The organism is Micromonospora pisi (assembly GCF_003633685.1).
Taxonomy (GTDB): domain Bacteria; phylum Actinomycetota; class Actinomycetes; order Mycobacteriales; family Micromonosporaceae; genus Micromonospora_G; species Micromonospora_G pisi.
Window position 1 is genome coordinate 3,443,048 of the sequence record NZ_RBKT01000001.1, and the last position, 23,361, is coordinate 3,466,408.

General features: G+C 71.5%; 20 protein-coding genes. 8 read left to right on the plus strand and 12 right to left on the minus strand.

Features of this window, described 5'->3' with window-relative positions; all coding sequences use genetic code 11:
• Window positions 1–75: 75 nt before the first annotated feature.
• From BDK92_RS14335 to BDK92_RS14355, 5 genes are all read right to left on the minus strand, one after another.
• Window positions 76–654 carry a TetR/AcrR family transcriptional regulator gene (locus BDK92_RS14335; protein ID WP_121162119.1) on the minus strand — a complete coding sequence of 193 codons (579 nt, stop codon included), beginning with the start codon at window positions 652–654 and terminating at the stop codon, window positions 76–78.
• Window positions 655–806: 152 nt separating this feature from the next.
• A complete protein-coding gene (gene thrS / locus BDK92_RS14340) occupies window positions 807–2,030 on the minus strand; it encodes a threonine--tRNA ligase (protein ID WP_121157171.1) in 1,224 nt (407 codons plus the stop codon).
• A gap of 316 nt (window positions 2,031–2,346) precedes the next feature.
• Window positions 2,347–3,210: a transglutaminase family protein gene (locus BDK92_RS14345; RefSeq protein WP_246017034.1), complete on the minus strand. Its 864-nt coding sequence runs from the start codon at window positions 3,208–3,210 to the stop codon at window positions 2,347–2,349.
• Window positions 3,211–3,232: 22 nt separating this feature from the next.
• Window positions 3,233–4,186 carry an alpha-E domain-containing protein gene (locus tag BDK92_RS14350; RefSeq protein ID WP_121157172.1) on the minus strand — a complete coding sequence of 318 codons (954 nt, stop codon included), beginning with the start codon at window positions 4,184–4,186 and terminating at the stop codon, window positions 3,233–3,235.
• Complete coding sequence (locus BDK92_RS14355) at window positions 4,180–5,811, minus strand: circularly permuted type 2 ATP-grasp protein (RefSeq protein ID WP_121157173.1); 1,632 nt, start codon at window positions 5,809–5,811, stop codon at window positions 4,180–4,182. Before BDK92_RS14355 ends, BDK92_RS14350 begins: the two co-directional genes overlap by 7 nt.
• Before the next feature lie 212 nt (window positions 5,812–6,023).
• Here BDK92_RS14355 and BDK92_RS14360 point away from each other — a divergent pair, with 212 nt between their 5' ends.
• Window positions 6,024–6,287: a hypothetical protein gene (locus BDK92_RS14360; RefSeq protein WP_121157174.1), complete on the plus strand. Its 264-nt coding sequence runs from the start codon at window positions 6,024–6,026 to the stop codon at window positions 6,285–6,287.
• Between the two features lie 340 nt (window positions 6,288–6,627).
• Entirely contained in the window at window positions 6,628–7,416 is a 789-nt protein-coding gene (locus tag BDK92_RS14365) for a DedA family protein (RefSeq protein WP_121162121.1), read from the plus strand.
• Here the strand turns inward: BDK92_RS14365 and BDK92_RS14370 are convergent.
• Window positions 7,373–8,776 carry an NAD(P)H-quinone dehydrogenase gene (locus BDK92_RS14370; protein WP_121157175.1) on the minus strand — a complete coding sequence of 468 codons (1,404 nt, stop codon included), beginning with the start codon at window positions 8,774–8,776 and terminating at the stop codon, window positions 7,373–7,375. The two genes, BDK92_RS14365 and BDK92_RS14370, sit on opposite strands and share 44 nt — an antisense overlap.
• 106 nt (window positions 8,777–8,882) lie before the next feature.
• Between BDK92_RS14370 and BDK92_RS14375 the strand changes: the two genes are divergently transcribed.
• Window positions 8,883–9,338 carry a gamma-glutamylcyclotransferase gene (locus BDK92_RS14375; protein WP_121157176.1) on the plus strand — a complete coding sequence of 152 codons (456 nt, stop codon included), beginning with the start codon at window positions 8,883–8,885 and terminating at the stop codon, window positions 9,336–9,338.
• Window positions 9,339–9,409: 71 nt separating this feature from the next.
• Here BDK92_RS14375 and BDK92_RS14380 read toward each other — a convergent pair whose 3' ends face one another.
• Together BDK92_RS14380 and BDK92_RS14385 are read right to left on the minus strand one after the other, a co-directional pair.
• Complete coding sequence (locus BDK92_RS14380) at window positions 9,410–10,144, minus strand: SCO6745 family protein (RefSeq protein ID WP_121157177.1); 735 nt, start codon at window positions 10,142–10,144, stop codon at window positions 9,410–9,412.
• Between the two features lie 81 nt (window positions 10,145–10,225).
• The gene (locus BDK92_RS14385; RefSeq protein ID WP_121157178.1) at window positions 10,226–11,197 is read right to left on the minus strand and encodes a hypothetical protein; all 972 of its coding nucleotides are present in this window, start codon (window positions 11,195–11,197) and stop codon (window positions 10,226–10,228) included.
• A 223-nt stretch (window positions 11,198–11,420) separates the two neighbouring features.
• Between BDK92_RS14385 and BDK92_RS14390 the strand changes: the two genes are divergently transcribed.
• Window positions 11,421–12,473 carry a DUF4349 domain-containing protein gene (locus tag BDK92_RS14390; protein WP_121157179.1) on the plus strand — a complete coding sequence of 351 codons (1,053 nt, stop codon included), beginning with the start codon at window positions 11,421–11,423 and terminating at the stop codon, window positions 12,471–12,473.
• A 60-nt stretch (window positions 12,474–12,533) separates the two neighbouring features.
• Here BDK92_RS14390 and BDK92_RS14395 read toward each other — a convergent pair whose 3' ends face one another.
• The 3 genes from BDK92_RS14395 to BDK92_RS14405 all read right to left on the minus strand — a co-directional run bounded on the left by BDK92_RS14395 (window position 12,534) and on the right by BDK92_RS14405 (window position 15,827).
• A complete protein-coding gene (locus tag BDK92_RS14395) occupies window positions 12,534–13,415 on the minus strand; it encodes an N-formylglutamate amidohydrolase (protein WP_170208588.1) in 882 nt (293 codons plus the stop codon).
• Window positions 13,416–13,695: 280 nt separating this feature from the next.
• Window positions 13,696–14,505, minus strand: a complete 810-nt coding sequence (locus BDK92_RS14400; protein WP_211349220.1) for a histone deacetylase — start codon at window positions 14,503–14,505, stop codon at window positions 13,696–13,698.
• A gap of 44 nt (window positions 14,506–14,549) precedes the next feature.
• Window positions 14,550–15,827, minus strand: coding sequence for an amidohydrolase (locus BDK92_RS14405; protein ID WP_121157181.1), 1,278 nt, complete (start codon window positions 15,825–15,827; stop codon window positions 14,550–14,552).
• A 555-nt stretch (window positions 15,828–16,382) separates the two neighbouring features.
• Here BDK92_RS14405 and BDK92_RS14410 point away from each other — a divergent pair.
• From BDK92_RS14410 to BDK92_RS14420, 3 genes are read left to right on the plus strand one after another with little or no spacing between them, the layout of a single operon-like run.
• Complete coding sequence (locus BDK92_RS14410) at window positions 16,383–18,296, plus strand: serine/threonine-protein kinase (RefSeq protein ID WP_121157182.1); 1,914 nt, start codon at window positions 16,383–16,385, stop codon at window positions 18,294–18,296.
• A gap of 55 nt (window positions 18,297–18,351) precedes the next feature.
• A complete protein-coding gene (locus tag BDK92_RS14415; RefSeq protein WP_121157183.1) occupies window positions 18,352–20,055 on the plus strand; it encodes a phospho-sugar mutase in 1,704 nt (567 codons plus the stop codon).
• A 52-nt stretch (window positions 20,056–20,107) separates the two neighbouring features.
• Complete coding sequence (locus BDK92_RS14420) at window positions 20,108–21,940, plus strand: stealth conserved region 3 domain-containing protein (protein WP_121157184.1); 1,833 nt, start codon at window positions 20,108–20,110, stop codon at window positions 21,938–21,940.
• A 45-nt stretch (window positions 21,941–21,985) separates the two neighbouring features.
• Here the strand turns inward: BDK92_RS14420 and BDK92_RS14425 are convergent, their stop codons facing one another.
• A complete protein-coding gene (locus BDK92_RS14425; RefSeq protein ID WP_121157185.1) occupies window positions 21,986–22,663 on the minus strand; it encodes a GOLPH3/VPS74 family protein in 678 nt (225 codons plus the stop codon).
• Between the two features lie 38 nt (window positions 22,664–22,701).
• Here BDK92_RS14425 and BDK92_RS14430 point away from each other — a divergent pair, with 38 nt between their 5' ends.
• Window positions 22,702–23,232 (plus strand): NUDIX hydrolase, encoded by a 531-nt coding sequence (locus tag BDK92_RS14430; RefSeq protein ID WP_246017035.1) that lies wholly within the window; start codon window positions 22,702–22,704, stop codon window positions 23,230–23,232.
• The last annotated feature ends 129 nt before the right edge of the window (window positions 23,233–23,361 follow it).

Below are 23,361 nucleotides of genomic sequence, written 5' to 3' on the forward strand. Positions count from 1 at the left end.
CGGTAGAGGAAGGGCCCCTTGTTAACACCGGACGCGGCGGTGACCGCCGACGCGACGTCGTCCCCTGGTGGTCGTTCAGCTGCTCTCGAACAGTCGGCCGATGATCGTCCGGCTGGCCGACGTCGGATCGTCACCCACGTCGGGCGGCAGCGCGCCGCTGAGCCAGAGCGTGGCGAAGCCGTGCACGATCGACCAGGCGGCCAGTCCGGCACGGCGGGCGTCCTGTCCCTCCTCGGGTGGCTCGGCGAGAGTGGCCACACCTGCCTGGAGTTCGTCGGTTGCACGCTTCTTCGCGGCGAGCAGCAGCGGATCGTCCCGGCGGTACAACTCGGGGCGGAACATCACCTCGAAGTGCGCCCGGTGCTCAACGGCGAACCGGACGTAGCCCACACCGATTTCGAGCAGGCTGCCGGTCTCCTTCCGTACCCGGGCCAAGTCGTCGGCGAGCAGGTGGAAGCCGTGAGTGGCGAGCACGGTGAGCAGCCCGGCCTTGTCGCCGAAGTGGTGGGTCGGCGCGGCGTGCGAGACCCCGGCGCGGCGGGCAAGGTCGCGCAGGCTCAGCGCGGTCGGCCCGGACTCACCGATGGCCTCGACCGCCGCCGCCAGCAACGCGCGTTGCAGGTCCCCGTGGTGGTACGGCCGCCCCGCCGCAATCTCCTCGCTCACGCCCACCACCCTATTTTGTTACTGACAAGATTGCCGCACCCGCCACCCCATCGCGCCCCACCGCCACCCCATCGCGCGCGCCGTCGCCCCGTTAGGAAGGGCCCCTTCTACAACGGAAAACGATAAGAAGGGGCCCTTCCTTACACAGCAGGGAGGAGTTGGACGGAGTGGGCCGCCACCGATTCGGTGAGCAGGGCCAACGCACTGGGGGCGGGCATCGGGTCCAGGGCTCGCCCGTCCCGCAGGCGCAGCGACACCTGTCCCTCGGCCGCCTCCCGGGCCCCGATCACCGCCGCGTACGGCACCCGGCGGCGGGCCGCCGCGCGTACCCGGGCGCCCAGTGACCCGTCCGGGGCGAGTTCGGCCCGCAGCCCGGCCTCGACGGCGGTCCGGGCGAACGCCGCCGCGACGTCGTGCTGCTCCGGGCCGACCGGCAGCACCTCCAGTTGCACGGGGGCGTACCAGAGTGGGAACCCCCCCTCGTGCACCTCGATCAGGTACGCGAAGAGCCGTTCCATGCTGCCGACCAGGCTCCGGTGCACGATCACCGGGCGGCGGGCCTGCCCGTTGGAGTCCATGTACGAAAGGTCGAACCTGGCGGCCTTGTCGAAGTCGAGCTGGATGGTGGAGATGGTGGACTCGCGACCGGCCGGGTCCTGGGTCTGAATGTCGATTTTCGGCCCGTAGAAGGCCGCCTCGCCGGCCGCCTCGACGTACGGTTGCCCAGCCGCGTCGAGCGCCTCCCGGAGCAGGTTCTCGGCCCGGTTCCACTCTTGTTCGTCGCCGACGTACTTCTCTCCCGGTCCGCGTAGGGAGAGCCGGAACCCGGCTGGCCGTACGCCGAGCGCGGCGTGCGCGGTCCGGATCAGCTCGAGTATTTCGGCCACCTCCGCACCGACCTGTTCCAGGGTGCAGAAGTTGTGCGCGTCGTTGAGCCAGATCGCGCGTACCCGGCTGAGCCCGCCGAGCACCCCGGAGCGCTCCGACCGGTACATCCCGCCGAGTTCGCCGATGCGCAGCGGCAGTTCCCGGTAGGACCGGCCCCGCGCTCCGAAGACCAGGCAGTGGTGTGGGCAGAGCGCTGGCCGGAGCACGAACTCGTCGTCTTCGGAGATTTTCATCGGCGGGAACATGTCGTCGGCGAAGTAGGGAAGATGTCCCGATCGTTCGAACAGCTCCCGTTTGCCCAGCGGCGGGGAGTAGACGTGCTGGTATCCGGCGCGCCGCTCCAGTTCCCGGACGTACTCCTCGATCGCGTGCCGGGCGGCGGCGCCGGCCGGCAGCCAGATCGGCAGGCCCGCGCCGGAGAGGGGGTCGGCGTGGAACAGCTCCAGTTCGCGGCCCAACCTGCGGTGGTCGACCATGTCACGCTCCTTGCTCGGGTACGACCCTGAGCCCGGCCCGCGTCGTGTCAGATGCGGTTCCGGTCGGGGCGGCCGATCCGGGGTGACACGAAGCAGCCCCGGAGCGGTTCGCCCCGGGGCCGTTGGTTGACGGTGAAGATTCGCGTCAGCGCGGCACGCCGGGGTATCCCGGCGTCGTCGTCAGTACCGCGCAGCGCTGCATGCCACGCAGGTTACACCGCCACTTCCGCCCGCCGCACCCGCGAATCCCCTCGATGCAGGTAAGGAAGGGCCCCTTCTTAACGCATAGCGTTAAGAAGGGGCCCTTCCTTACACCTCAGCGGAGGCGGGTGATGGTGACCTCTACGCCCTGGCCGGTGTTTTCCGGGCCGGAGTAGACACCTTTGAGCGGGGGTACGTCGCCGTACTCGCGTCCTCGGCCGACCACCACGTGCCGCTCGCCGACCGGAATGCCGTTGGTGGGGTCGAAGCCCGTCCAGCGGCCCACCCACCACTCCACCCAGGCGTGGCTCTGGCCGGTGACGGCCTCGCCGATGCTGGCCGAGGGCGACGGGTGCAGATAGCCGGAGACGTAGCGGGCGGGTATGCCGGCGGCCCGGAGCAGCCCTACCAGGAGGTGGCTGTGGTCCTGGCAGACACCTTTGCGCTGGCGCCAGGCCTGCACCGCGTCGGTTTGTACGCCGGTGGCGCCGGCCGTGTACGCAACCTCCTCGCGGATCTGCTCGCAGAGCGCGAGCGCGGTCGCGTGCGGGGTGGAGTGGCCGGCGCGGGCGATCTCGGCCAGTGCGGTCAGCTCCTCGTCCAGCGCCGTACGCGGGGTCGGCAGCAGCAGTTCGTGCCACCGGTCGACGTGTTCGGGCCGGCCCAGGTCGGCCCAGGTCGCGCCGCCGCCGGGTGGGAGCAGGTCGCCGGCGGGCAGGGTCTCCACGGTCGACGCGGCGGTGACCTGGAGTGCCTCGTGCGGACTGTGTACGTCGAAGGCGGTGACCGAGGTGCCCCAGTAGTCCTCGTAACGGTAGGTGCGGGCGGAGGGCCACACCTCCACCCGGGCGTCCAGCACCGCCTGGCGGGTTTCGTTCCGGGGCGACATCCGGGCCTCGTTGTACGAGGACGCGACCTTGCCGGCGTAGCTGAACCCGGTCCGGTGGATGATCTTCAACCGCCAGCTGTCGACGCTCACGCCGGCACCCCGATCGCCGCGCTCACGCCACTGCCTCCGGCATCCAGGCGACCGCCGAGGTCTGCCGGAAGTAGCGGCCGGAGACCGCCTCGTTCACCTGGGAACAGGTGCGTTCCAGGCTGGCCAGCACCGCGGGGAAGTCGGTCAGGAGTTCGTCGGCTCCTCGGAACTCGAGATTGGTCCGGGCCCGGCCGACGATCCGCTGTGCCTCGGTGCTGACCCCGACACGGCCCGGCTGCCCTGGTCCGCCGGCCGGTTCGAGCTCGGTGAGACATGCCTCGGCGGCGGAGAGCGCGGCAAAGACCGACCGGGGAAAGAGCCGGTCGAGCAGGAGGAACTCGGCGGCGTACCGGTCGTCGAGCGAGCCCCGATAGGTGCGCAGGAAGGTCTCCCAGGCACCGCACGAGCGCAACAGGGTCAGCCAGGACGGAATGCTGCCGCCGGCCCGTACGTGGGTGGAGAGCAGCCGGGCGGTCATGTCGACCCGTTCCACACTGCGGCCGAGGACCATGAAGAGCCAGCCCTCGTCCCGACTCATGGTGGCGTCGGCGAGTCCGGCGAGGACCGCGCAACGCTCGCGTACCCAGCGGAAGAAGGCGTGCACACCCTGCTGCTCGACCCGCCGACGGGCGTCCGGCAGGCCGTGCCAGGTGGCGTTGAGCCCCTCCCACATGTCTGCGGAGATGGTCTCCCTGGCTCCCCGCGCGTTCTCCCGCGCGGCGGCGAGCGCGCCCACCACCGAACTGTGGCTCCCCTCGTCGAGGCCGAGCAGGCCGACCACCCGGGCCGCGGAGACGGGCTGCTCCGGTGGTGGTACGCCCATCACGGCGAGCAGTGAGCGGCAGGCGGTCTCCTCGTCGGACCAGGGGTCGGCGAGCATCCGGTGCAGGTGTACGTCGAGGATGCGGGCGGTGTCCTCGGCTCGCTCGACGTACCGGCCGATCCAGTAGAGCGATTCCGCGATCCGGCTCAGCACGACGGCCCCCGGTCGAGCGGCCCGTCGATCCGGCTGGACTGCTGTTGCTGTTGCTGCTGGACGGCGACCGGCCCGGAGTCGGGACCCGGATCGGGGCTGCGCGGCGCAGGGGCGCTGGTCCCGGGCGGGAGGTTCACGAGCCGGGGTGCCTCGGGCGGCGCCGGTGGGTCGGTGACGGTGATCGCGGCGGCCGGCGCGTCGGCAAGTATCCAGGTGTCCTTCGAACCGCCTCCCTGACTGGAGTTGACCACCAGGGCGCCTTCCGGCAGTGCGACCCGGGTCAGCCCGCCGGGCAGCACCGAGACCCGTTCGCCGTCGTTGACCGCGAACGGCCGCAGGTCGACGTGCCGGGCCCGAAGCCGGTTGCCGACCAGCGTCGGCACCATGGAGAGGGCGACCTCCCGCTGGGCGATCCAGCCGCGCGGGTCGTGGCGTATCCGCTCCGCCAGTTGGGCCAGTTCCTCGTCACCGGCCTGGGAGCCGATCACGATGCCCGCACCGCCGGAACCGTCGACCGGTTTCAGCACCAGTTGGTCGAGCCGTTCCAGCACGTGGGCCAGGACGTCGGGGTCCTCCAGCCGGTAGGTCTCCACGTTCGGCAGGATCGGCTCCTCGTCCAGGTAGTAGCGGATCAGTTCCGGGACGTACGTGTAGAGCAGCTTGTCGTCGGCGACGCCGTTGCCGACCGCGTTGGCGATGGTGACCCGACCGGCCCGTGCGGCGTTGAGTAGCCCGGCCACACCGATCACCGAGTCGGCCCGGAAGTGCACCGGGTCGAGGAACTCGTCGTCGATCCGCCGGTAGATCACGTCCACCCGCTGTTCGCCCGCGGTGGTCCGCATCGCCACTTCGTTGCCCACGCAGACCAGGTCCCGGCCCTCGACCAGCTCGACGCCCATCTCCCGGGCGAGCAGGGCGTGCTCGAAGTAGGCGGAGTTGTGCACCCCGGGGGTGAGCACCACCACCGTCGGGTCGCTGACCCCGACCGGTGCGGCGGCGCGCAGGGCGCGCAGCAACTGCCCCGGGTACGACTCGACCGGCAGGATCCTGGTGGCGGCGAAGACCTCGGGCAGTACGTGCGCCATCGCCCGGCGGTTCTCCATCACGTAGCTCACTCCGGAAGGGACCCGTACGTTGTCCTCCAGCACCCGGAAGGTGCCCTGCTCGTCGCGGATCAGGTCGACCCCGGCGACGTGGATCCGTACGCCGTTGTGCGGGTTGACCCCGGCCGCCTCGCGGTGGAAGTGCGCGCTGGTGACGACGATCCGGCGCGGTACCACCCCGTCGGCGAGCACCTGGCCGGCGCCGTAGATGTCGGCGAGGAACGCCTCCAGGGTGCGGACCCGCTGGGCCACTCCGGCCTCGACCACCCGCCACTGGTCGGCGGCGATGATCCGCGGCACGATGTCGAGCGGGAACGGCCGTTCGATGCCCTTGAGCGCGAACGTGATCCCCTGGTCGAGGAAGGCCCTGGCGAGAACTTCGGCCCGGATTCCCAGTTCGACACTGGACAGTGGTTGCAGGGTGGCATGCAGCGCTTCGTACGTCTCCCGCGGCATGCCCGGCTCGCCGAACATCTCGTCCCACCCGGGGCCGAGGCGGTAGTCCTCGAACAAGTCCGCCATGTCCTGACGCTACGCCGATCTCGTTGCGCCCACGTAACGGCGAAACTCGACTCCTTGCCGTTACCAGTCGACGGGGCCGGGCATTCCGGACGCCCACCCGCCATTGATTGTCATCTTTACGACATAGGCGCATCCGTCCAGGTTCGTGGAGGTTGAGCAGGGTGTCCACCCTGATCAACCGACCGCTCCCTCGTCACCCCGGGAGGCACCCCATGACCCCCACCACCACCCAGACCCGGCACCCCTGGCGGGCCACCGCCCGGACCATTCTCGCCGCGCTCGTCGGCGCCCTGTCCCTGGTCCCCACCGTGGCGGCGACCACCGGACTCGACACCGTGCCGGCGGTCGCCCAGCTCATCGTCGTCGCCGGTGCGATCACCCGGATACTGGCGATCCCCGGCGTGGATCTGTGGCTGCGCCGATTCCTGCCCTGGCTCTCCTCGGCACCGGGCAACGACGTACAGCCGGGCATCTGAACAACGCGACGGCGCCTGCCCGCCCCCATGGTGGGGCCGCCGACGCGGGACCCGTCGGCGGCCCGTCGGCTAGCCGTAACCGTCAGGAACGGGGGGACCTGAGGTGGCGGGTCGCGTACCCCAACGGTACGCCGATCGCCCCGTCCACCGGGTCCCGTCGACCCCGACCCCCGACAACCCCCACCGACTGGCGCGACACCACCGGTATCGCCCGGTCATCGCCGTTCGTTAGCCGTAGCGTGGCCGGTATCACCACTGGTCGGGCCTGTGTCGGTCGACGGACACCGGCAGTTCAGGCTCGACCAAGACCATGTCGGCCGAACGCGTCGAGGTGAACCGCGTGCCCGAGCTACTCACCAACGTCGCGTCACCCGCGTCGGCGTACCTGGCGCTCTTCGTCCTCCTGGTCGTGGACGCCTTCGTGCCGGTGGTGCCGACCCAGGTCATCATGATCACCGGCGGGGCGCTGACCATCTACGGCAACCTGAACCTGCCGCTCACCATCGCCGTCGGCGCGCTCGGGGTGTTCTGCGGGGACACCGCCTGCTACCTGCTCGGCCGGGTCGGGGCGGGACGACTGCTCAACGGCTGGCGCCTGCTGCGCGGCCGGTACGGGCCGGCGACAAGCGACACCCGGACAGCCACCGGGCCCGGCGGGAGTCGACCTGCCGGGCTCCTCACGGAGCCGGACGAGAGCGCCCCGGACGGCACCGGCGGCTCCCGCTCCCGCCAGGCCGCCACTCGGTTCACCCGGGCACTGCGGCAACCCGGACCGCTGGTCATCCTGCTCTGCCGCTTCGTCCCCGGGGGACGGATGATCGCCTGCTTCAACGCGGGTCGGGTTCGCTACCCGTACCGGCGCTTCCTCGCGTACGACGCCCTGGCGGCGCTCGGCTGGGCCGCGTACGGCGCACTGGTCGGCCACCTCGGCGGCGCCGCGCTGACCGACTCGGTGTGGCGACTCGCCACGGTGGCGGTACTCGCCGCCGCCGGCTTCGCCGCCGCCGGTTGGGCGTTGACCCTGACCAACGGACGGGCCGCCGGGAAGCTGCCAACGCCGGAACCGGCGCTGGCAGCTTCCGGGATCACTGCAACTCGTGCAGCATCAGCTGACGGGCCGCCTCGGTGACCGACCCGGAGAGCGACGGATAGATCGTGATCGTGTGGGCCAGCTGGTCCACGGTCAGGTTGTTCTCCACCGCCAGGGTGATCGGCAGGATCAGCTCGCTGGCCTTCGGCGCCACCACCACGCCACCGATCACCTGACCGCTGGCCGGCCGACAGAAGAGCTTGACGAAGCCGTCGGAGAGATCCGCCATCTTGGCCCGCGCGTTGCCGTTCAGCGGCAGCATCACCTGCCGGGCCGGCGTACGCCCGGAATCCACCTCGTCCTGCGACACCCCGACGGTGGCCAGTTCGGGGTCGGTGAAGACGTTCGCCGCGACGGTCCGCAACCGGAGTGGCTGGACCGCCTCGCCGAGCGCGTGCCACATCGCGATCCGGCCCTGCATCGCCGCGACACTGGCCAACGGGAGCACCCCGGTGCAGTCACCGGCGGCGTAGATGCCCGGCACGTTGGTGCGGGAGACCCGGTCGGTGGTGACGTAGCCGCCCGGGGAGACCGCCACGCCGTACTCGGTCAGGCCCAGGCTGGCGGTGTCGGGGATCGAACCGACCGCCATCAGGGCGTGCGAGCCGGTCAGCGTACGACCGTCGGAGAGCTCCACCTCGACCCCGTCGGCGGTACGGCGTACCCCGTTGGCCCGGGAGTTGTTCAGGATGGTCATGCCGCGGGCGCGGAACACCTGCTCGATCGCGGCGGCCGCGTCGGCGTCCTCGTGCGGCATCACCCGGTCACGGCTGGAGACCAGGGTGACCCGTACCCCCATGGCCAGGTAGGCGCTGGCGAACTCGGCGCCGGTGACCCCGGACCCGATCACGATCAGATCCTCCGGCAGTTCCGGCAGGTCGTACACCTGGCGCCAGGTCAGGATCCGCTCCCCGTCCGGTACGGCACTGGGCAGCACCCGGGGTGTGGCGCCGGTGGCGATCAGGACAACTGAGGCGTCGAGCGGATACTCGGAGTCACCATCGGTCGGGGTGACCAGCACCCGGTGGGTGTGACCGAGAGTGTCCTCGCCGAGCCGGGCCCGGCCGGCCACGAAGGTGACACCCGCTTTGATGAGTTTGGCGTGGATATCCGCCGACTGGGCCAGGGCGAGCCGCTTCACCCGGGCGTACACCGCCCCGGCGTCGACCGTGACCGCCTCCAGCCCGTCCGAGTGGACCCCGAACTCCTCCGTGTCCCGGTAGCCGGTAACCACGTCGGAACTGGCGATGAAGGTCTTGGACGGGACGCAGTCGGAAAGTACGCAGGCGCCACCGGCCCCGTCCGCCTCGATGACGGTGACGTCGGCATCCAACTGGGCCGCGACCAGGGCGGCCTCGTAACCGGCCGGCCCCCCGCCGATGATCACGATACGACTCACAGCACTTGCCCTTCGTTGGCGCTCACAGTGACTTTCTTCTCCCCAACCCGTCCGACACGCACGGTCGTATTCTCCACCACCCGTCCTCCGGGCTATCGTCATCGCCGTGCGTCATTACGCCGCGTACGGCTCAAACCTCGATCCCGCCCGGATGCGTGCCTACTGTCCGCATTCGCCCATGATCGGCACCGGCTGGCTGGAAGGCTGGCGCCTCACCTTCGCCGGGGAGGGGGTGATCGGCTGGGAGGGCTCGGTGACCACTGTCGTGGAGTCTCCGGGCGATCGCGTCTTCGTGGCGATCTACGACGTACACCCCTGGGACGCCGCGCAACTCGACGAGGTCGAGGGGGTGAACGCGGAGACCTACCGCAAGCTGCACGTACGGGTGGTCACGCTGGACGGCGAGATCACCGCCTGGGTCTACGTCTTCGCCGGGTACGAGGGCGGCCTGCCGACCGCCTGGTACCTCTCCGAGATCGCCAACGCGGCGGAGAAGGCCGGCGCGCCGGACGACTACGTCGCCGAACTGCGCTCGCGCCCCACCGGCACCGCCACCGCCTGACCCCGCCGAGGAAGGGCCCCCTTGTCAGCGCCCGGACGTTGACAAGGGACCCTTCCTACCGCCCGGACGCCTCAGGTGAGGCCGCTACGGAGGCTGGTCAGCAGGTCGACCAGTTCGTTGCGTTCGGAGCCGGAGAGGACGCGGAAGCCGCTCGCGCCGATCCGGTGGGTCATCGCCTCGGCCCAGAGACAGCGCCGCATCAACGGAGCCACCTCCGGGTACGGCGGCTGCCACCCGTTCGCCAGCGCGCCCGACTCGCCGTCCGGCCCGGCCAGGATCATCTCCAGCGGTGTCAGCCCGGCGGAACGTACGGCGATCAAGGCGGCGGCGCTCTGGTGTTCCCGGAGCAGGTGCAGCAGCACCGCCATCCGGGCCGCGGGGTCCGGCACCGGAACCGGCACCGCCCGCCACGCCGCGAAGAGCGGCATCCCGGTCGCGTCCGCACTGGTCACAATCTGCTGCGCCAGGTCGAACAAGCGGTCCAGCTTCGGGAAGCTGTGCAGGTAATCGACGCCCCAGCGGCAGCACTCGGTGAGGATGCTCGCCGCCACCTCGGTCGGTCGGGCCACCCGCCGGGCCGCCTCCCACCCCTCGGCGACCGCGTCGGGCGCGAGGAAGCCGAGCGTCGCGGCCACCGTCTCGGCCGCCACGTCACCCAACGCCCCACCCCGGCCGGCCACCTGGAACGCCCAGCCCGACAGGCCGAGCAGCCGCGCCCGGCGCAACGTCTGCGGCGACTCGTGGAACGTCCTCGCCAGTGCCGACAAGCTTGGTCGGGCAGCGGCGGCAGCCTGTTCAGGGGTCAACTGAGCGCCCTTCCCACGATCCCGGCGCCGGAGCCGGCGGCACCCGATCGAGCCCGCTCGTTCTCCCGGCCTTCGGGCACACTACTCGGCATCGAGGGCTTCGACCGCCGCCTGCACGTCCCCGGTACGGCGTCGCGCAGCGGCGAGATCCCGCTCGGCCGACTTGCGCGCCAGTTTGCGGCGGCTGACCTCCTGCTCAGCCGCGGCACGGCGACGTTCCGCCTCGGCGAGAGCCGCCTCCGCCTCGGACAGGGCGGAGCCTGCGGCCCGCTCCGCCGCCGTGGCCCGCTCCAACTCCGACTCGGCCCGGCGCTGCCGCGTACGGGCACCGGTCAGCTCCCGCGCCAGCGTTCGACGTAACTCCGACCGCTCGGCCGCCGCCCGCCGCGCCGCCGCCTCCTCGGCCGCCTCCTCCCGTGCCGTGGCCTTCCTGGTGGCCGCCTGCTCGGCCGGCGAGCCGGCGCCACGCTGCCCGGAAACCCCGCCGGCGGTTCGGGTGGCGGTCGGTCCGCTCGCCGCCGGCTCGGGTAACAACACCTCGGCCCCGCCGGTGACCAGCCGCAGTTGCGGCCGGGGCACCTCGCCGAAGCCGGCGTAGCTGGCCGCCCGGACCAGGCGGCCGGACCGTACCTGCTCGGCCACCTCGACGTCGGCGAGCGCCGCCTGGAGCGTCGCCTCGACCTCGGCGAGGGGCAGCTTGCCGGCGCCCAACCTCGGGTCGGCCTCGACACCGAGCGCACGGGCCTCGGCGACCAGCGCGGCGACCGTACCGCGCCGCTGGGCGGAGAGTTCCCGGAGCCGGGGCCCGCGCAGGTCACGCTGGGCGGCACGCAACTCGGCCGCGAGCTCGACCAGATCGGCGACGAGTTCCGGTCGGCGGATCGCGAGCAGGTTCACCAGCCAGGCGGCCACGGTGGGCTTGCGCAGCTTGGCGAGCTGTCGCGCGGTGGCCTCGTCGCCGGCCGCCCGCGCGGCGGCGACCGCCTCGGTCCGGGCCCCGACGAACCCCTCCGGTGGGGCGGTGTAGAGGCGCTGGACAAGGTCAGCCGGCATGCCCGGTGCCCCCGGTCCGGGTCAGCACGGGCCCGACCGGCTGTCGACGTCCTTTTCGGAGGGTGAACCACGGGTGGCCGGTCCTGGTCCGCCGCATCGTGACTCCTCGACAACCGAATCGTGATGTTCCCCAGTGCAGTCTGCCGGAACCGGGGCACGGGCGCCTCGCGTCTGAGGGAACACCCGGAGCGGGGAAACGGAATTCGGAGGAGTCATGCGCGGTATGGCGCGAGGACGATGGGTGGGGTTCCTGGGCGCGGCCGGGATGGTCACCGTGCTGGCGGTGGCCGGCTGCGGCGCCCAGGCCGGCGACAACTCGACGGGCAGCGACGAAGCCGCGGTCGCCCCGGCCGCGGCACCGTTGGAGAAGGCCGACGCGGCGGCGGCCGGCGACTTCGCGGGGCAGGGCCAGGCCGATACGAAGCCGGGTGCGGTGGCCCCACCCGGCACCCAGACACCGGCGAACCTGCGGGTGGACCAGCGCTCCATCATCTACACCGGCTCGATGACGGTGCGGGTCAAGGAGATCGAGCGGGCCGCGACGGAGGCCGTCGCGATCGCGACCGGGGCCGGCGGCTTCGTCGGCGGGGACCAGCGGAGCAGTAGCACCGGCGACGCCGAGGCCTCCCTGCAACTGCGGGTGCCGGCGGACCGGTTCGCCTCGGTGGTCGACGCGCTGGCCAAGCTCGGCCGGCAGGAGCACCGTGAGATCAAGACCCAGGACGTCACCGAGGAGACCCTGGACCTGGCCGCCCGGATCCAGACCCAGCAGGCCCGGGTGGAGAGCGGACGACGGCTTCTGGCCCAGGCCAAGACCCTTTCCGACCTGGTGATGCTGGAGGGCGAGCTGGCCAAACGGGAGGCCGACCTGGTCGCGCTGGAAGCGCGGCAGCGCCGGCTCGGCGACCTGACCGCACTCTCCACCATCACCGTACGACTGATCGGGCCGGAGGCCGTGGTGGCCGAGGACGAGCAGGAGGAGAAGGGCTTCCTCGCCGGGCTCCAAAGCGGCTGGCAGGCGCTGCTCGCCACGCTGGGCGTCGTGTTGATCGTGCTCGGCGCGCTGCTGCCCTGGGTGGTCACGCTCGGCGTACCAGCGCTTCTGGTCTGGTGGCTGACTCGGCGGCACCGACGGCGTACCGGCCGGCTACCCGCTTCTCCGGTGACGGCCTCCTCCGAGCAGTCCACGCCACCGGCAGCCGCTCCCCCGCCGCCGACTCCCCCGGCGCCCAGGACGGCGGAGACGTCGGCCGAGGGTCGGACGGAACGAGCCTGAGGCCCCGGCCGGCCATCGATCGCCCACCGGCGGCCGGGGCGACAATGGGCGCGAGGCCCATCAAGCGTGGTTCGAGGAAATGCCCGGACCACCGCCGGATACCACTCCACCTTGGCCGCCCTCGCCAAGACGCCACGGCCCGTCGAGCACCCACGAACGGATCTGTTCCTCGGTGAGCAGGATGTCCTTGCGTAGGTCGTACACCAGATGGCGGGGGGAGGTCGGCGGGTCGCCCCGACGCGATCCCCGGAACGGCATGACCGGCAACAGCAACGGATAGTCGATGTCACCATTTCCGTTTACCAGGCCGATCTTCCGCTCAAGGAAATCGCGAATCCTGAAACGTACGTCTTCGACGTCCTCCAGCCGGGCGAGACCCGGATCGGCGGATTCCCCACCCTCGTCGATGACCCCGTCGATCGACGGCCGACGCCAGATCAGTTGGAACGCGGGCCGTTTCGCCGCGACACCCCGGTCCCACGGGCGTGGGCTCATCGAGAGGACGTCGTACGTGTGGTGGTGGTAGACGGTGCCCCGGCTGTCCATCGACTGGAGGATCTCGTCCACCGCGGCGAGCCACGGCAGCAGTGCCTCGTGTCGCAGGTCCCGACCGCGCCGCCGCAGGTAGGTCTGGTAGAGCTCCGCGCTGCCCACGTACGGGTCGACCGGCAACTGGGCCTCGACGGTGGCCCGGTTGGCGTCGAGCAGCAGCCGGGACAGGTGGAAGCCGGCGACGGCGACGCCCTCGGTGGCACCGGTACGGACACCCTCGACCAGTTTCCGGTAGATCGCTCCGGTGCCGAGGTCCACGTTCTGATGGACCAACTGCGAGAGCGTCTCGAAGTTCTCCGGATCGGTCTCCTCGATCAGGTCAGTCGGGAGTTCGGTTCCGCAGTGCGGCAGAATGTGCAGCTCCCGGACCGGACCCCGGGTGCTGGTCACGATCGTTCCGGCCCCGAACCGCTGCTTGCGGTGATGCGGTCCCGAAGTCGACGGGGAACCGTCCAGATAGGCGTGGCCGCAATCGACGCACAGGTGCTCCCGCTGATGTCGCAGGAAGGGCGACTTCGTACCCGTGCTTTCCAGCTCGGCCGTCATCACACTTTGGCGCACGACCGTTCCTCCTCTACTGAGAGCGCACTGTGGAAGCTGCGCGAGTTGCACAAGTTGGGTACGGCCGCGCCCCAGGACACCCGCGTGCCGTCAGCTAATGCTCGGGGACCTATCCAATACCGGCTCCCACGGTTGCCGGGGTCGATTCCCGGGCGGATTCGCCGTAACGGGTGACGTTGCGATCGGCGGCCACCCCGGGGAGTTCGTCGATCACCGCGACCAGTTCGCCGGGCGACCAGTGGCCGGCGGCGCCGGGGCGGCTGCTGAGGTAGTCGGCGATCCGCTGCGGGGACCAGCCGTAGGTCTCCGACAGGCCGGCCGCGAGGTGCCGCAGGTAGGTGGCGGACGGGCTGCGCAGTTCGACCTCGGATCTCCGCCAGGGCGCGGTGAAGGTGAAGCTGGGGCAGCCCTCCAGGTCGCCCAGGTAGAGCAGGGCCTGGTAGTGGCCCGGCCCCAACACCACCCGCCCGTGGGTCAGCACCTCGGTCAGGTCCAGGTCGGACCCGGGCTCGAAGCACATCTCCTGAGCCATGATGTCGGAGAACTGTGAGCGGGTGAGCAGGTGCGCGCGGGCCGGTGTCTCGCCCGGATCCTCCGCGTCGTAGAAGGCCATGCCGCCGGTCCAGGCCAGCGCCTCCAGCGCGAAGTAGACCCGGCCGGGCAGGGTGACGGGCAGGCTCCGTTCGGGTTGCCGCTTGTCCCGGCAACCGGGGTAGGTCAACGCGCCGGACGGTGGCTGGCCACCGGCCAGGTAGTAGTTGAGGCGCCTGAGGCTCATGTTCGAGCCGTAGCAGACGTACCAGACGTGCCCGGTCTGCGCCGCCGCGTCGGCCGCGTGTTCCAGGGCCGCCGTCTGCGCCGCGTGTTCCCGCACCGCCGCCGCGTCCGCCGTACCGTCGGCGAGCTCAACGCGCTCCATGGACCTACTCACCCACTCCGTAACGATCGTCGATCTGTTCCTGGTCACGCCGCGCCTTCGCCCGGCAGGGCGTCGAGGGCCGCCAGGGCGGTGTGCGTCATGACGCGGACGCCGTACCCGATCGACCGCTCGTCGACGTCGAAGCCGGGGTGATGGAGGTCCCGGCGGATGGTGGAGTCGGGGTCGCCGGTGCCGAGGCGGAACATCGCTCCGGGGACCTGCTCCAGGTAGAACGAGAAATCCTCACTGCCCATGCTGATCTCGGCTGGCACCACCCCGTGTTGGCCGAGCGCGCGGGTGGCTCCGGTGGTGATCGTCGCGGTGGCCTGCTCGTCGTTCACCACTGCCGGGAAACCCCGGTGGTACCGGACGTCGGCCTTCGCGCCGGTGCCGGCGAGTACGTCCCGTACCAGTTCGGGGATCACGTCCTGGGCCTCCCGCCAGGCGTCCACGCTCAGGGTCCGTACGGTTCCCCGGACGAAGCCGTCGCCGGGGATCGTGTTGTTCGCCGTACCGGCGTGCACCGTTCCCCAGACGAGCGAGAGGGGTGCGCGCGGGTCCATCCGACGGGTCAGCAGCGCGGGCACGTCGACGATCACCCGACCCAGGGCGTGCACCAGGTCCGTGGTCAGGTGTGGCCGGGCCGTGTGGCCGCCGGCCCCGCTCAGCGCGACCTCCACCGTGTCGACCGCGGCGGTCAGCGGGCCGGTGCGTACGCCGACCGTGCCGGCGGGCAGGTACGGCGCGCAGTGCAGGGCGTAGATCCCGGCGACGTCGGTGAGCCCGCCAGCGGCGATGATCTCCGGTGCTCCGGACGGGACGGTCTCCTCCGCCGGCTGGAAGAGCAGTCGGACCCGACCGTCGAGTCCGCCCTCGGCGGCGAGTCGGGCGAGCAGCAACCCGGTGCCGAGCAGGACGGTGGTGTGCACGTCGTGTCCGCAGGCGTGGCAGGCACCGTCCACGGTCGAGCGGTACGGCACGTCCTTGGCATCGGTCAGTGGCAGGGCGTCAAGATCCGCCCGGAGGGCGATCACCGGGCCGCTGGCGCGGCCGATGTCGCAGATGACCCCGTTCCCCTGTGGTAGCAGCCGGGGTTCGAGGCCGGCGGCGGCGAGTTCGCGCACGATCAGCGCGGCCGTGGCGATCTCGTGCCCGGAGAGCTCGGGGTGCGCGTGGATCCAGCGGCGGGTGGCCACCAGATCGGGCATCCGGAGCGCCAGCATCCGATCGAGTTCGTACGGGAGAGGTGTGGCCCCGGGCGGCGGCTCGGATGGGGACGACACCAGCGGGCTGCCGGTCGGCAGCGTCAACGCACTCGTCACGTCGAATTCTCGATCGCTGTGGATGGGATGGGACTGGGACAGCCTAGACCTCCGATGGTGACGCTGCGCAACATCAATTTGGTAGTGATCGGACCGCGCAGCGTCACGTATGTCCTGGTAGGAGCGTTCAAGTGGCTGCCACCCGGCCCAGGGGTCGCCGTCAAACGCCAGCATGTGCCCCCTTACCTCCTACAACGCGTGACGGTTGCGGCAGTCACGTGTCCGGCCCGGACGGCGCCAACCACGCCCGGATTGCCGGATTTTCGGTACTGGCCGCCGGCATCTGGTCGGCCCGTCGCCGCGTCGGAGGACGGCGCGGGCCTCACACTGACATACCCCGTTCACCCTCTTACGCACACCGTGTCCGTCAAAGCACGCTTCGCCACGTCATTCGATACACTCCGTCCAGAATTGGGCACATGGAGTGAGTGAGTCGGTACGGATGGAAGAGTTCCTCAGAACGCTGGCCGGGGCGGCTTTCGCTACCGGTACGCCAACCCGCAAGATAGGGGGGATGTGTCCCATGCCCCTCGATTTTCCCCGGCGGCCTTTCCTGTGACTCAGATTCCGACGTGGAGTGGCGGACCAGTCAGTCCCACCAGCGGACGCGCAGCTCCCGGCGCCACCATCGGCGGTCGTTACTCGCTGCGCGCAGCGGTCGGCCATGGCGGCATGGGCACTGTGTGGCGTGCCGCCGACACCCTGCTCCGCCGTGACGTGGCGGTCAAAGAGGTCGTGCTGCCACCGGGGCTCGCCCCCAGTGACCGCGACGCGATGTACGAACGCACCCTGCGCGAGGCCCGTGCGGCCGCCGCCCTGCAGCACCCGGCCGTGGTGCAGGTCTACGACGTGGTGACCGAGGGCGGCCGGCCCTGGATCGTGATGGAGCTGCTCGACGCGCGCAGCCTCGCCGACATGGTGATCGAGGACGGACCGCTCGCCCCCCGGGCGGTCGCCAAGATCGGCATCGCGCTGCTCGGCGCGCTCGAGGTGGCGCACGCGATCGGCGTACTGCACCGGGACGTCAAACCGGCGAACGTGCTGATCGCCTCCGACGGCCGCTGCGTACTGACCGACTTCGGGGTGGCGCGGATGCCCACCGACGTCCAGCTCACCACCCCCGGCATGGTGCTCGGCTCACCGCACTTCATCTCCCCGGAACGCGCGATGGGCAGCGACTTCGGCCCACCCAGCGACCTCTTCTCGCTCGGCGTCACGCTCTACACGGCGGTGGAGGGGCGGCCCCCGTTCGACCGGGGTGACCCGATCGAGACGATGCACGCGGTGGTCGAGGACCCGCCGGCCCCACCGTCCCGGTCCGGCCACCTCACCGAGGTGCTGATGGGGCTGCTGGAGAAGGACCCGGCCCGCCGCTTCGACGTGGACACCTCGCGCAACATGCTGCGCGAACTGCTCGCCGGCCCGCTGGCGAGCAACACCGCCGGACATCTGGTGACCGACCCGTACTCGGTGGTGCCGGCCCAGCGCGCGGCCTGGCAGCCACCGGCACCGCCGGCCAAGCCGCAGCCGACCGGCCAGATCGGCGGTTCGGCGATGCTCGCCCCCGGCGAGTCGCTCACCGACCGGCTGGCCCAGCTACGCAAGTCCGGCGGTGCCTCGGCCGGCTCGATGGCGCACGGCGGCGCGATGGACGAGACCAGGACCGGTGTCGCGCTCAGCGCGCAGACCGGCGCGATGCCAGCCGCCCAGCGCTGGGACGAGGGCAGCGGGCCGGCGATCTACGGCACCCCCGGCGGTGGCTCCGGCACCTACGGCCGCCCCGGTGGGAGCGGCAACGGCGGCGCCGTCGGCAACGCCGTGGCCGGGGCCCGACGGGCCGGCGATGCCGCGCTCACCACGATCAGGAGTTGGCCTCGCAAGATCCAACTCGCCGCCGCTGGTGGCGTGGTCGCCGTACTCGTGATCGGCATCATCGCCCTCTCCGGTGGCGACCCGGAGAAAACTGCACCGCTGCCGCAGGCCGGGGCAAGCCCCAGCGCACCGGCCGGGCCGGCGTTCCCGATCCAGGCACACGCCGAACGCGGCATCTCGGTCAACGTGCCCGAGGGCTGGAAGAAGAACGCCCCGAAGGGTGCCCTCTACATCGACTTCACCGACCCGGGCGACTCCGGTCGCCGGATCCGGCTGCTGATCGAGAAGACGTCGGCCACCCCGATCAAGTTCCTCGAATCCGCCGGCGGGATCCTGGCCAAGCCGGACAACAAGTCCTGCGCCAAGCCGTACGCCGAAATCGGTCTCCAGGAGGTCGAGCTCGGCGGCAAGCCGGCCGCCGAACTGGAATACACCTGCGGCGACGGCGACACCAAGCGACACGGGATCTGGCGGGCCGTCGTCCAGGACGGCAAGGCGTACGAGTTCTACCTGACCACCCCGGACGCCAAGTTCGAGGAGAGCAAGCCGATCTTCGACGAACTGGTCCGGAGCTTCACCATCACCGCCGCCGGCTGACCGCCGACCGGGGGACCCGGACCCGCCGGGTCCCCCGCCGTGCTATCAAGTCCGGGTGACGGCGAACCCGAACGACCCCGACAACCTGCGCGTCCTCGGCGAAGCCTGGCTGGCCGACGACCCCGACCCGGCCACCCGGGACGAGCTGCGCGGCCTGCTCGACCGGCTGCCCGACAGCGCGACCGAACTGGCCGACCGGTTCGCCGGCCCGCTCACCTTCGGCACCGCCGGGCTCCGGGGACCACTGCGCGCCGGCCCGAACGGGATGAACCTCGCCGTGGTCACCCAGGCCGCCGCCGGCCTGGTCACCTGGCTCGCCACCCGCGCCGCCGCCGGACCGCTGATCATCGGGTACGACGCCCGGCACGGCTCCCGTACGTTCGCCGAACGAACCGCGCAGATCGCCACCGGAGCCGGGCGACCCGCGCTGCTCCTCCCCCGCCCGCTCCCCACCCCGGTCCTCGCGTACGCCGTCCGGGCGCTCGGGGCAGCCGCCGGGGTGATGGTCACCGCCAGCCACAACCCGCCCCAGGACAACGGCTACAAGGTCTACCTCGGGGCGGAAATGGGCGGACCCCGGGGCGCCGGGGCGCAGATCGTCCCACCCGCCGACACCGAGATCGAGGCCGCCATCCGGGCGATCGGACCGGCCCGTGCCGTACCGCTCGGCCCGGCTGGCAAGGTGCTCGGCGACGACCTGGTCGCCGGGTACGTGGCAGCCGCGGCGGCGGTGCTCGACCCGGACGGCCCCCGGCAACTGAAGGTGGCGTACACGCCGCTGCACGGGGTGGGGGCCGCCGTCCTCACCACCGCCTTCGCCCGCGCCGGCTTCGGCGTTCCCGGGATCGTGGCCGAGCAGGCCGAACCCGACCCCGACTTCCCCACCGTCGCATTCCCCAACCCGGAGGAACCGGGCGCGGTCGACCGGCTGGTCGCGCTCGCCGAGGCCATCGGCGCCGACCTGGCCATCGCCAACGACCCGGACGCCGACCGCTGCGCCGTCGCGGTCCCCGGCCCGGACCGGCAGTGGCGCATGCTGCGCGGCGACGAACTCGGCGTCCTCCTCGCCGACCAGCTCATCCGGCGGGGCGTGACCGGCCTCTACGCCACCACGATCGTCTCCTCGTCACTGCTGCGCGCGATCTGCGCCGCCCGGGGTGTGTCGTACGACGAGACGCTGACCGGGTTCAAGTGGATCGTCCGGGCCGAGTCCGGCGACACCCCGCTGGTCTTCGGCTACGAGGAGGCGCTCGGCTACTGCGTCGCCCCGGACCTCGTACGTGACAAGGACGGCATCACCGCCGCGCTGACCGTCGCCGAACTCGCGGCCGGGCTGAAGGCCGAGGGCAGTACGCTCCTGCACCGGCTGGACGAACTCGCCGCCGAGTTCGGTGTCCACCTCACCGACCAGCTCTCGGTCCGGGTCGACGACCTGCGCGAGATCCAGGACCTGATGACCCGGTTGCGTGCCGACACCCCCACCGAACTGCTCGGCGCCCCGGTGACCTCGACGCAGGACCTGCTCCCCGTCTCGGACGTGCTGATCCTGCGCACCGACACGGCCCGGGTGGTGATCCGGCCCTCCGGCACCGAACCGAAGCTCAAGGCGTACCTCGAAGTGGTCGAACCGATCGGCGGCCCGGACCGTTCGGCGCCGCCGGCCGACGTCACCGGCGCGGTCGCCTCGGCCCGGGTGCGGGCCACTACCGCGCTGACCACACTCCGGTCCGAGATCGCGACGGCACTCGGCCTGGGCTGACCCCGGCGGCCCGCCCCACCACCTTTGGTCGTCGCTGATCGTTACAGCAGATGTGCTCGCACGTCGTTGTTACGCACTCATCCCGACCGCCCTCCGACGCCGACTCCACCAGCGTGTCCCCTTTGACCAGCAGGTACGGCTCAGCCGTTGGCTGAACCGGCCGGCCGGCACCTTCGGGGTGACCCTGCGCCAGTGGTACGACGACCGCTCCGGGCGGGACACCGGCCGGCGCTGGGTCCGGCTGGACGGACGGCGGGTTTCCGCCGCCGTCGACCCGGCCGCCACCCCGCTCAGCGCCCACCAGGGCAACCTGGACCGGGTACTGGCCGCGCTCGGCGACGCCTCGGTCGAACACTTCGCCATTCCGCACCACCGTGGCCTGCGCAGCCGGGTCGGGGTGCCGGCGAACCAGCGCGCCGAGGCGCTCCGGGCGATCGCCGGACTCGGCGACGTCCTCATCGGACGCCCCAGCCGCAAGGCGGTCCGGCCCCGTGCCGGTGGACGCGGCCCTCGGCGGGTACGCCGGGCCGACGTGGTGCTGGTCTACCGTCCGATCTGGATCAGCGAGGACCTCGCCTACGGTGCCGCGTACGCCTGCGAACTGGAGTTCTGGCACGGGGGCGACGGCCGGCTCACCGCGCCCCGACCAAACGCCCTGGCCCGCAGCGTGCCCAGCTTCCGGCCGAACGTACGGGTGCCCGGCGCGTCGCTGAACCCGTTCGTGCCCGCCGGCTACCACGCCCGCTACCCGGTCCGCGCCGACTTCGCCGGGGTCTCCGCCGACGCGGTGACGTTTCCGGTCGACGCGGTCTACGCCTGGCACGACCGGGAAGATCCACACTGGCGGTCCCGTTTCCAGACCGCGCACGACCGGCACGGGCTGCACGGGGAACCGGCCGTTGACGGGATCCGGCACGCCGACCACGACGAGCTGCGCTACTCGCTGCGCTCACTGCACCTGTACGCACCCTGGCTGCGGCACATCTACCTGGTCACCGACGGGCAGGTGCCCCGCTGGCTGGACCTGCCCCAACCGGGGTTGACCGTGATCAGTCACCGGGACCTGTTCGGCGACAACGCGACCCTGCCGACCTTCAACCCGCACGCGATCGAATCGGTGCTGCACCTGATCCCCGGGCTCGCCGAACACTTCCTCCACCTCGACGACAACGTCCTGCTCGGACGGCCGGTGCTACCGCGTACGTTCTTCCACCCGAACGGGCTGACCAAGTTCTTCCCGTCCCGGCGTAACCAGATCGACCTCGGTGACCCGGCCTACACCGACGCCCCGGTCACCGCCGCCGCGAAGAACAACCGCCGACTCATCGCCCGCCGCTTCGGCCGGGTGATCAGCGAACAGATGAAGCACGCCCCGTACGCGCTGCGCCGGTCCGTGCTCGCCGAGATCTGCGCCGTCGCCTCCGAGGAGATCGCGGAGACCCGGCGTCACCCGTTCCGGCACCCGGCGGACCTCTCCATCGCCTCCGGCCTGCACCACCACTGGTCGTACCTGCGGGGGACGGCGGTGCCCGGGCCGATCCGGCACCTGCACACCGACCTGGCCGACCCGCAGGCCCCCGTACTCCTCAACCACCTGCTGAACTGGCGGGACTACGACACCGTCCACCTCAGCGACAGCATCCCGGCCGGGGCGGACCGGGAGCGGGCGGACACCATGCTGCGCAGCTTCCTGGCCCGGTACCTGCCGGTCCGGTCACCGTGGGAGGTGACCGCCGAGGTCGAGGCGACCCGCGCCCACCAGTCCGCCACCGAACTCGCCCACCTGCTTCAACCGGGCGTGAGCACGGGCGGCGGTGTGCCGCTCGCCCGCCCCGGACAGAACGATCCGGCGACCCGACCCACCGGCCTGCTCCAGCCCCGCTGACCCTCCGGCAGGGGCGCCGACCCTGCTGAACCCTCCCGGCAGCGGTCAGCGCCGGGCGCCCAGGGCCGCGTCGATGGCGCTGGCCAGGGCCTCGATCACCAGGGCCACCGACGGGCGGACCGTCGACTCCTCCAGGCTCACCTCACCGGTGAAGCCGGCACCACCGGCGATCTCCGCCAGCCGCCGGTGCGCGTCCGCGAGGGCCGCACCGGACAAGCCCAGACTCGGTTCCATCCGGCTCGCCGCGACCAGGGCGGCGAGTGCCGCCGTACGCTCGTCCGGCACCTGCTCGCCGGTGAGCGCCACCGCCAACCGGCCCCGGATCTCCGTCTCCACCGTCGCGTCGACCGCCGGGTACCGGTGCACGTGGATGTGCCCGAGCGCGGTCTCGTCGACGTCCCGGACCACGCCCCGGCCCACCAGGCCGGCCAGGATCCGGTCCCGCAGCCCGTGCCGGAGCCGCTGCACCCAGGAGGCCGGCGGAAGCGGGCCGTCCCCGGCCATCCGCCCCAGCACCTCGTCCGTGATCGGGTTCCCGGTCGGCGCCGGGTCGCTCACCACGATCGAGCCGTTGTCGTACGCGACCCGACCGGCCAGCGCCAGTTCCACCAGTACCCCGGCGGCCATCCCCAGGTCGAGCCCGATCCGCGACCCGGTGGCCTTCCCCGACTCGTCGTCGTACGCGAGCAACAGCAACTCTTCAGCCAGCGCCACACCTGTCATGGCCCGAAACGGTAGTCGGTTTCCGCACCATCGTGCAGGTGGCCTCGCCCGGGATCGCCGGGGCCGGCCGTAAGGTGGCCCGGGTGCAGGCCATTCTCGCCACCCTCGGCTACGTACTCTCCGCCGACCGGCGCCGGGTGCTGATGATCCGCCGGGACACCCGCCCCGACGACCTGCACTACGGCTACTACAACGGGCTCGGCGGCAAACTCGAACCCGGTGAGGACGTGGTCGCCGGCATGCGGCGGGAGATCCGCGAGGAGGCCGGACTCGAATGCCGGACCGTGGAACTCGCCGGCACCATCTCCTGGCCCGGCTTCGGCCGCAATGGCGAAAACTGGTTCGGCTTCCTGTTCCGGATCCCGGACTGGTCCGGCGTCCCGTACGAGCGCTGTCCCGAGGGCACCCTGATCTGGACCGACCTGTCCGACATCCTCAGCGGCGCCGTACCGATGTGGCCCAGCGACCGCAACTTCCTACCCCTGGTCTTCGCCGACCAACCGGGGGTCTTCCACGGCTCCCAACCCTTCCACCACGGCACCCCCGGCCCCTGGACCGTCTCGGTGTAAGGAAGGGCCCCTTCTTATCGTTTTCCGTATAGGAAGGGCCCCTTCCTAACACCGAAGCACCGAAACACCGCAACCAGCAGAGCGAGTCGACCGAGCGCCGCCGCGGCGTCTGGAGCCCGAGCACACGCG

Excerpts from the sequence above, each read along its gene's own strand:
- BDK92_RS14400 (WP_211349220.1), bottom strand. The coding sequence starts at position 14,505 with ATGGAGCGCGTTGAGCTCGCCGACGGTACGGCGGACGCGGCGGCGGTG.
- BDK92_RS14385 (WP_121157178.1), bottom strand. The coding sequence starts at position 11,197 with ATGCCGGCTGACCTTGTCCAGCGCCTCTACACCGCCCCACCGGAGGGG.
- BDK92_RS14425 (WP_121157185.1), bottom strand. The coding sequence starts at position 22,663 with ATGACAGGTGTGGCGCTGGCTGAAGAGTTGCTGTTGCTCGCGTACGAC.
- thrS (WP_121157171.1), bottom strand. The coding sequence starts at position 2,030 with ATGGTCGACCACCGCAGGTTGGGCCGCGAACTGGAGCTGTTCCACGCC.
- BDK92_RS14360 (WP_121157174.1), top strand. The coding sequence starts at position 6,024 with ATGACCCCCACCACCACCCAGACCCGGCACCCCTGGCGGGCCACCGCC.
- BDK92_RS14355 (WP_121157173.1), bottom strand. The coding sequence starts at position 5,811 with ATGGCGGACTTGTTCGAGGACTACCGCCTCGGCCCCGGGTGGGACGAG.
- BDK92_RS14390 (WP_121157179.1), top strand. The coding sequence starts at position 11,421 with ATGGCGCGAGGACGATGGGTGGGGTTCCTGGGCGCGGCCGGGATGGTC.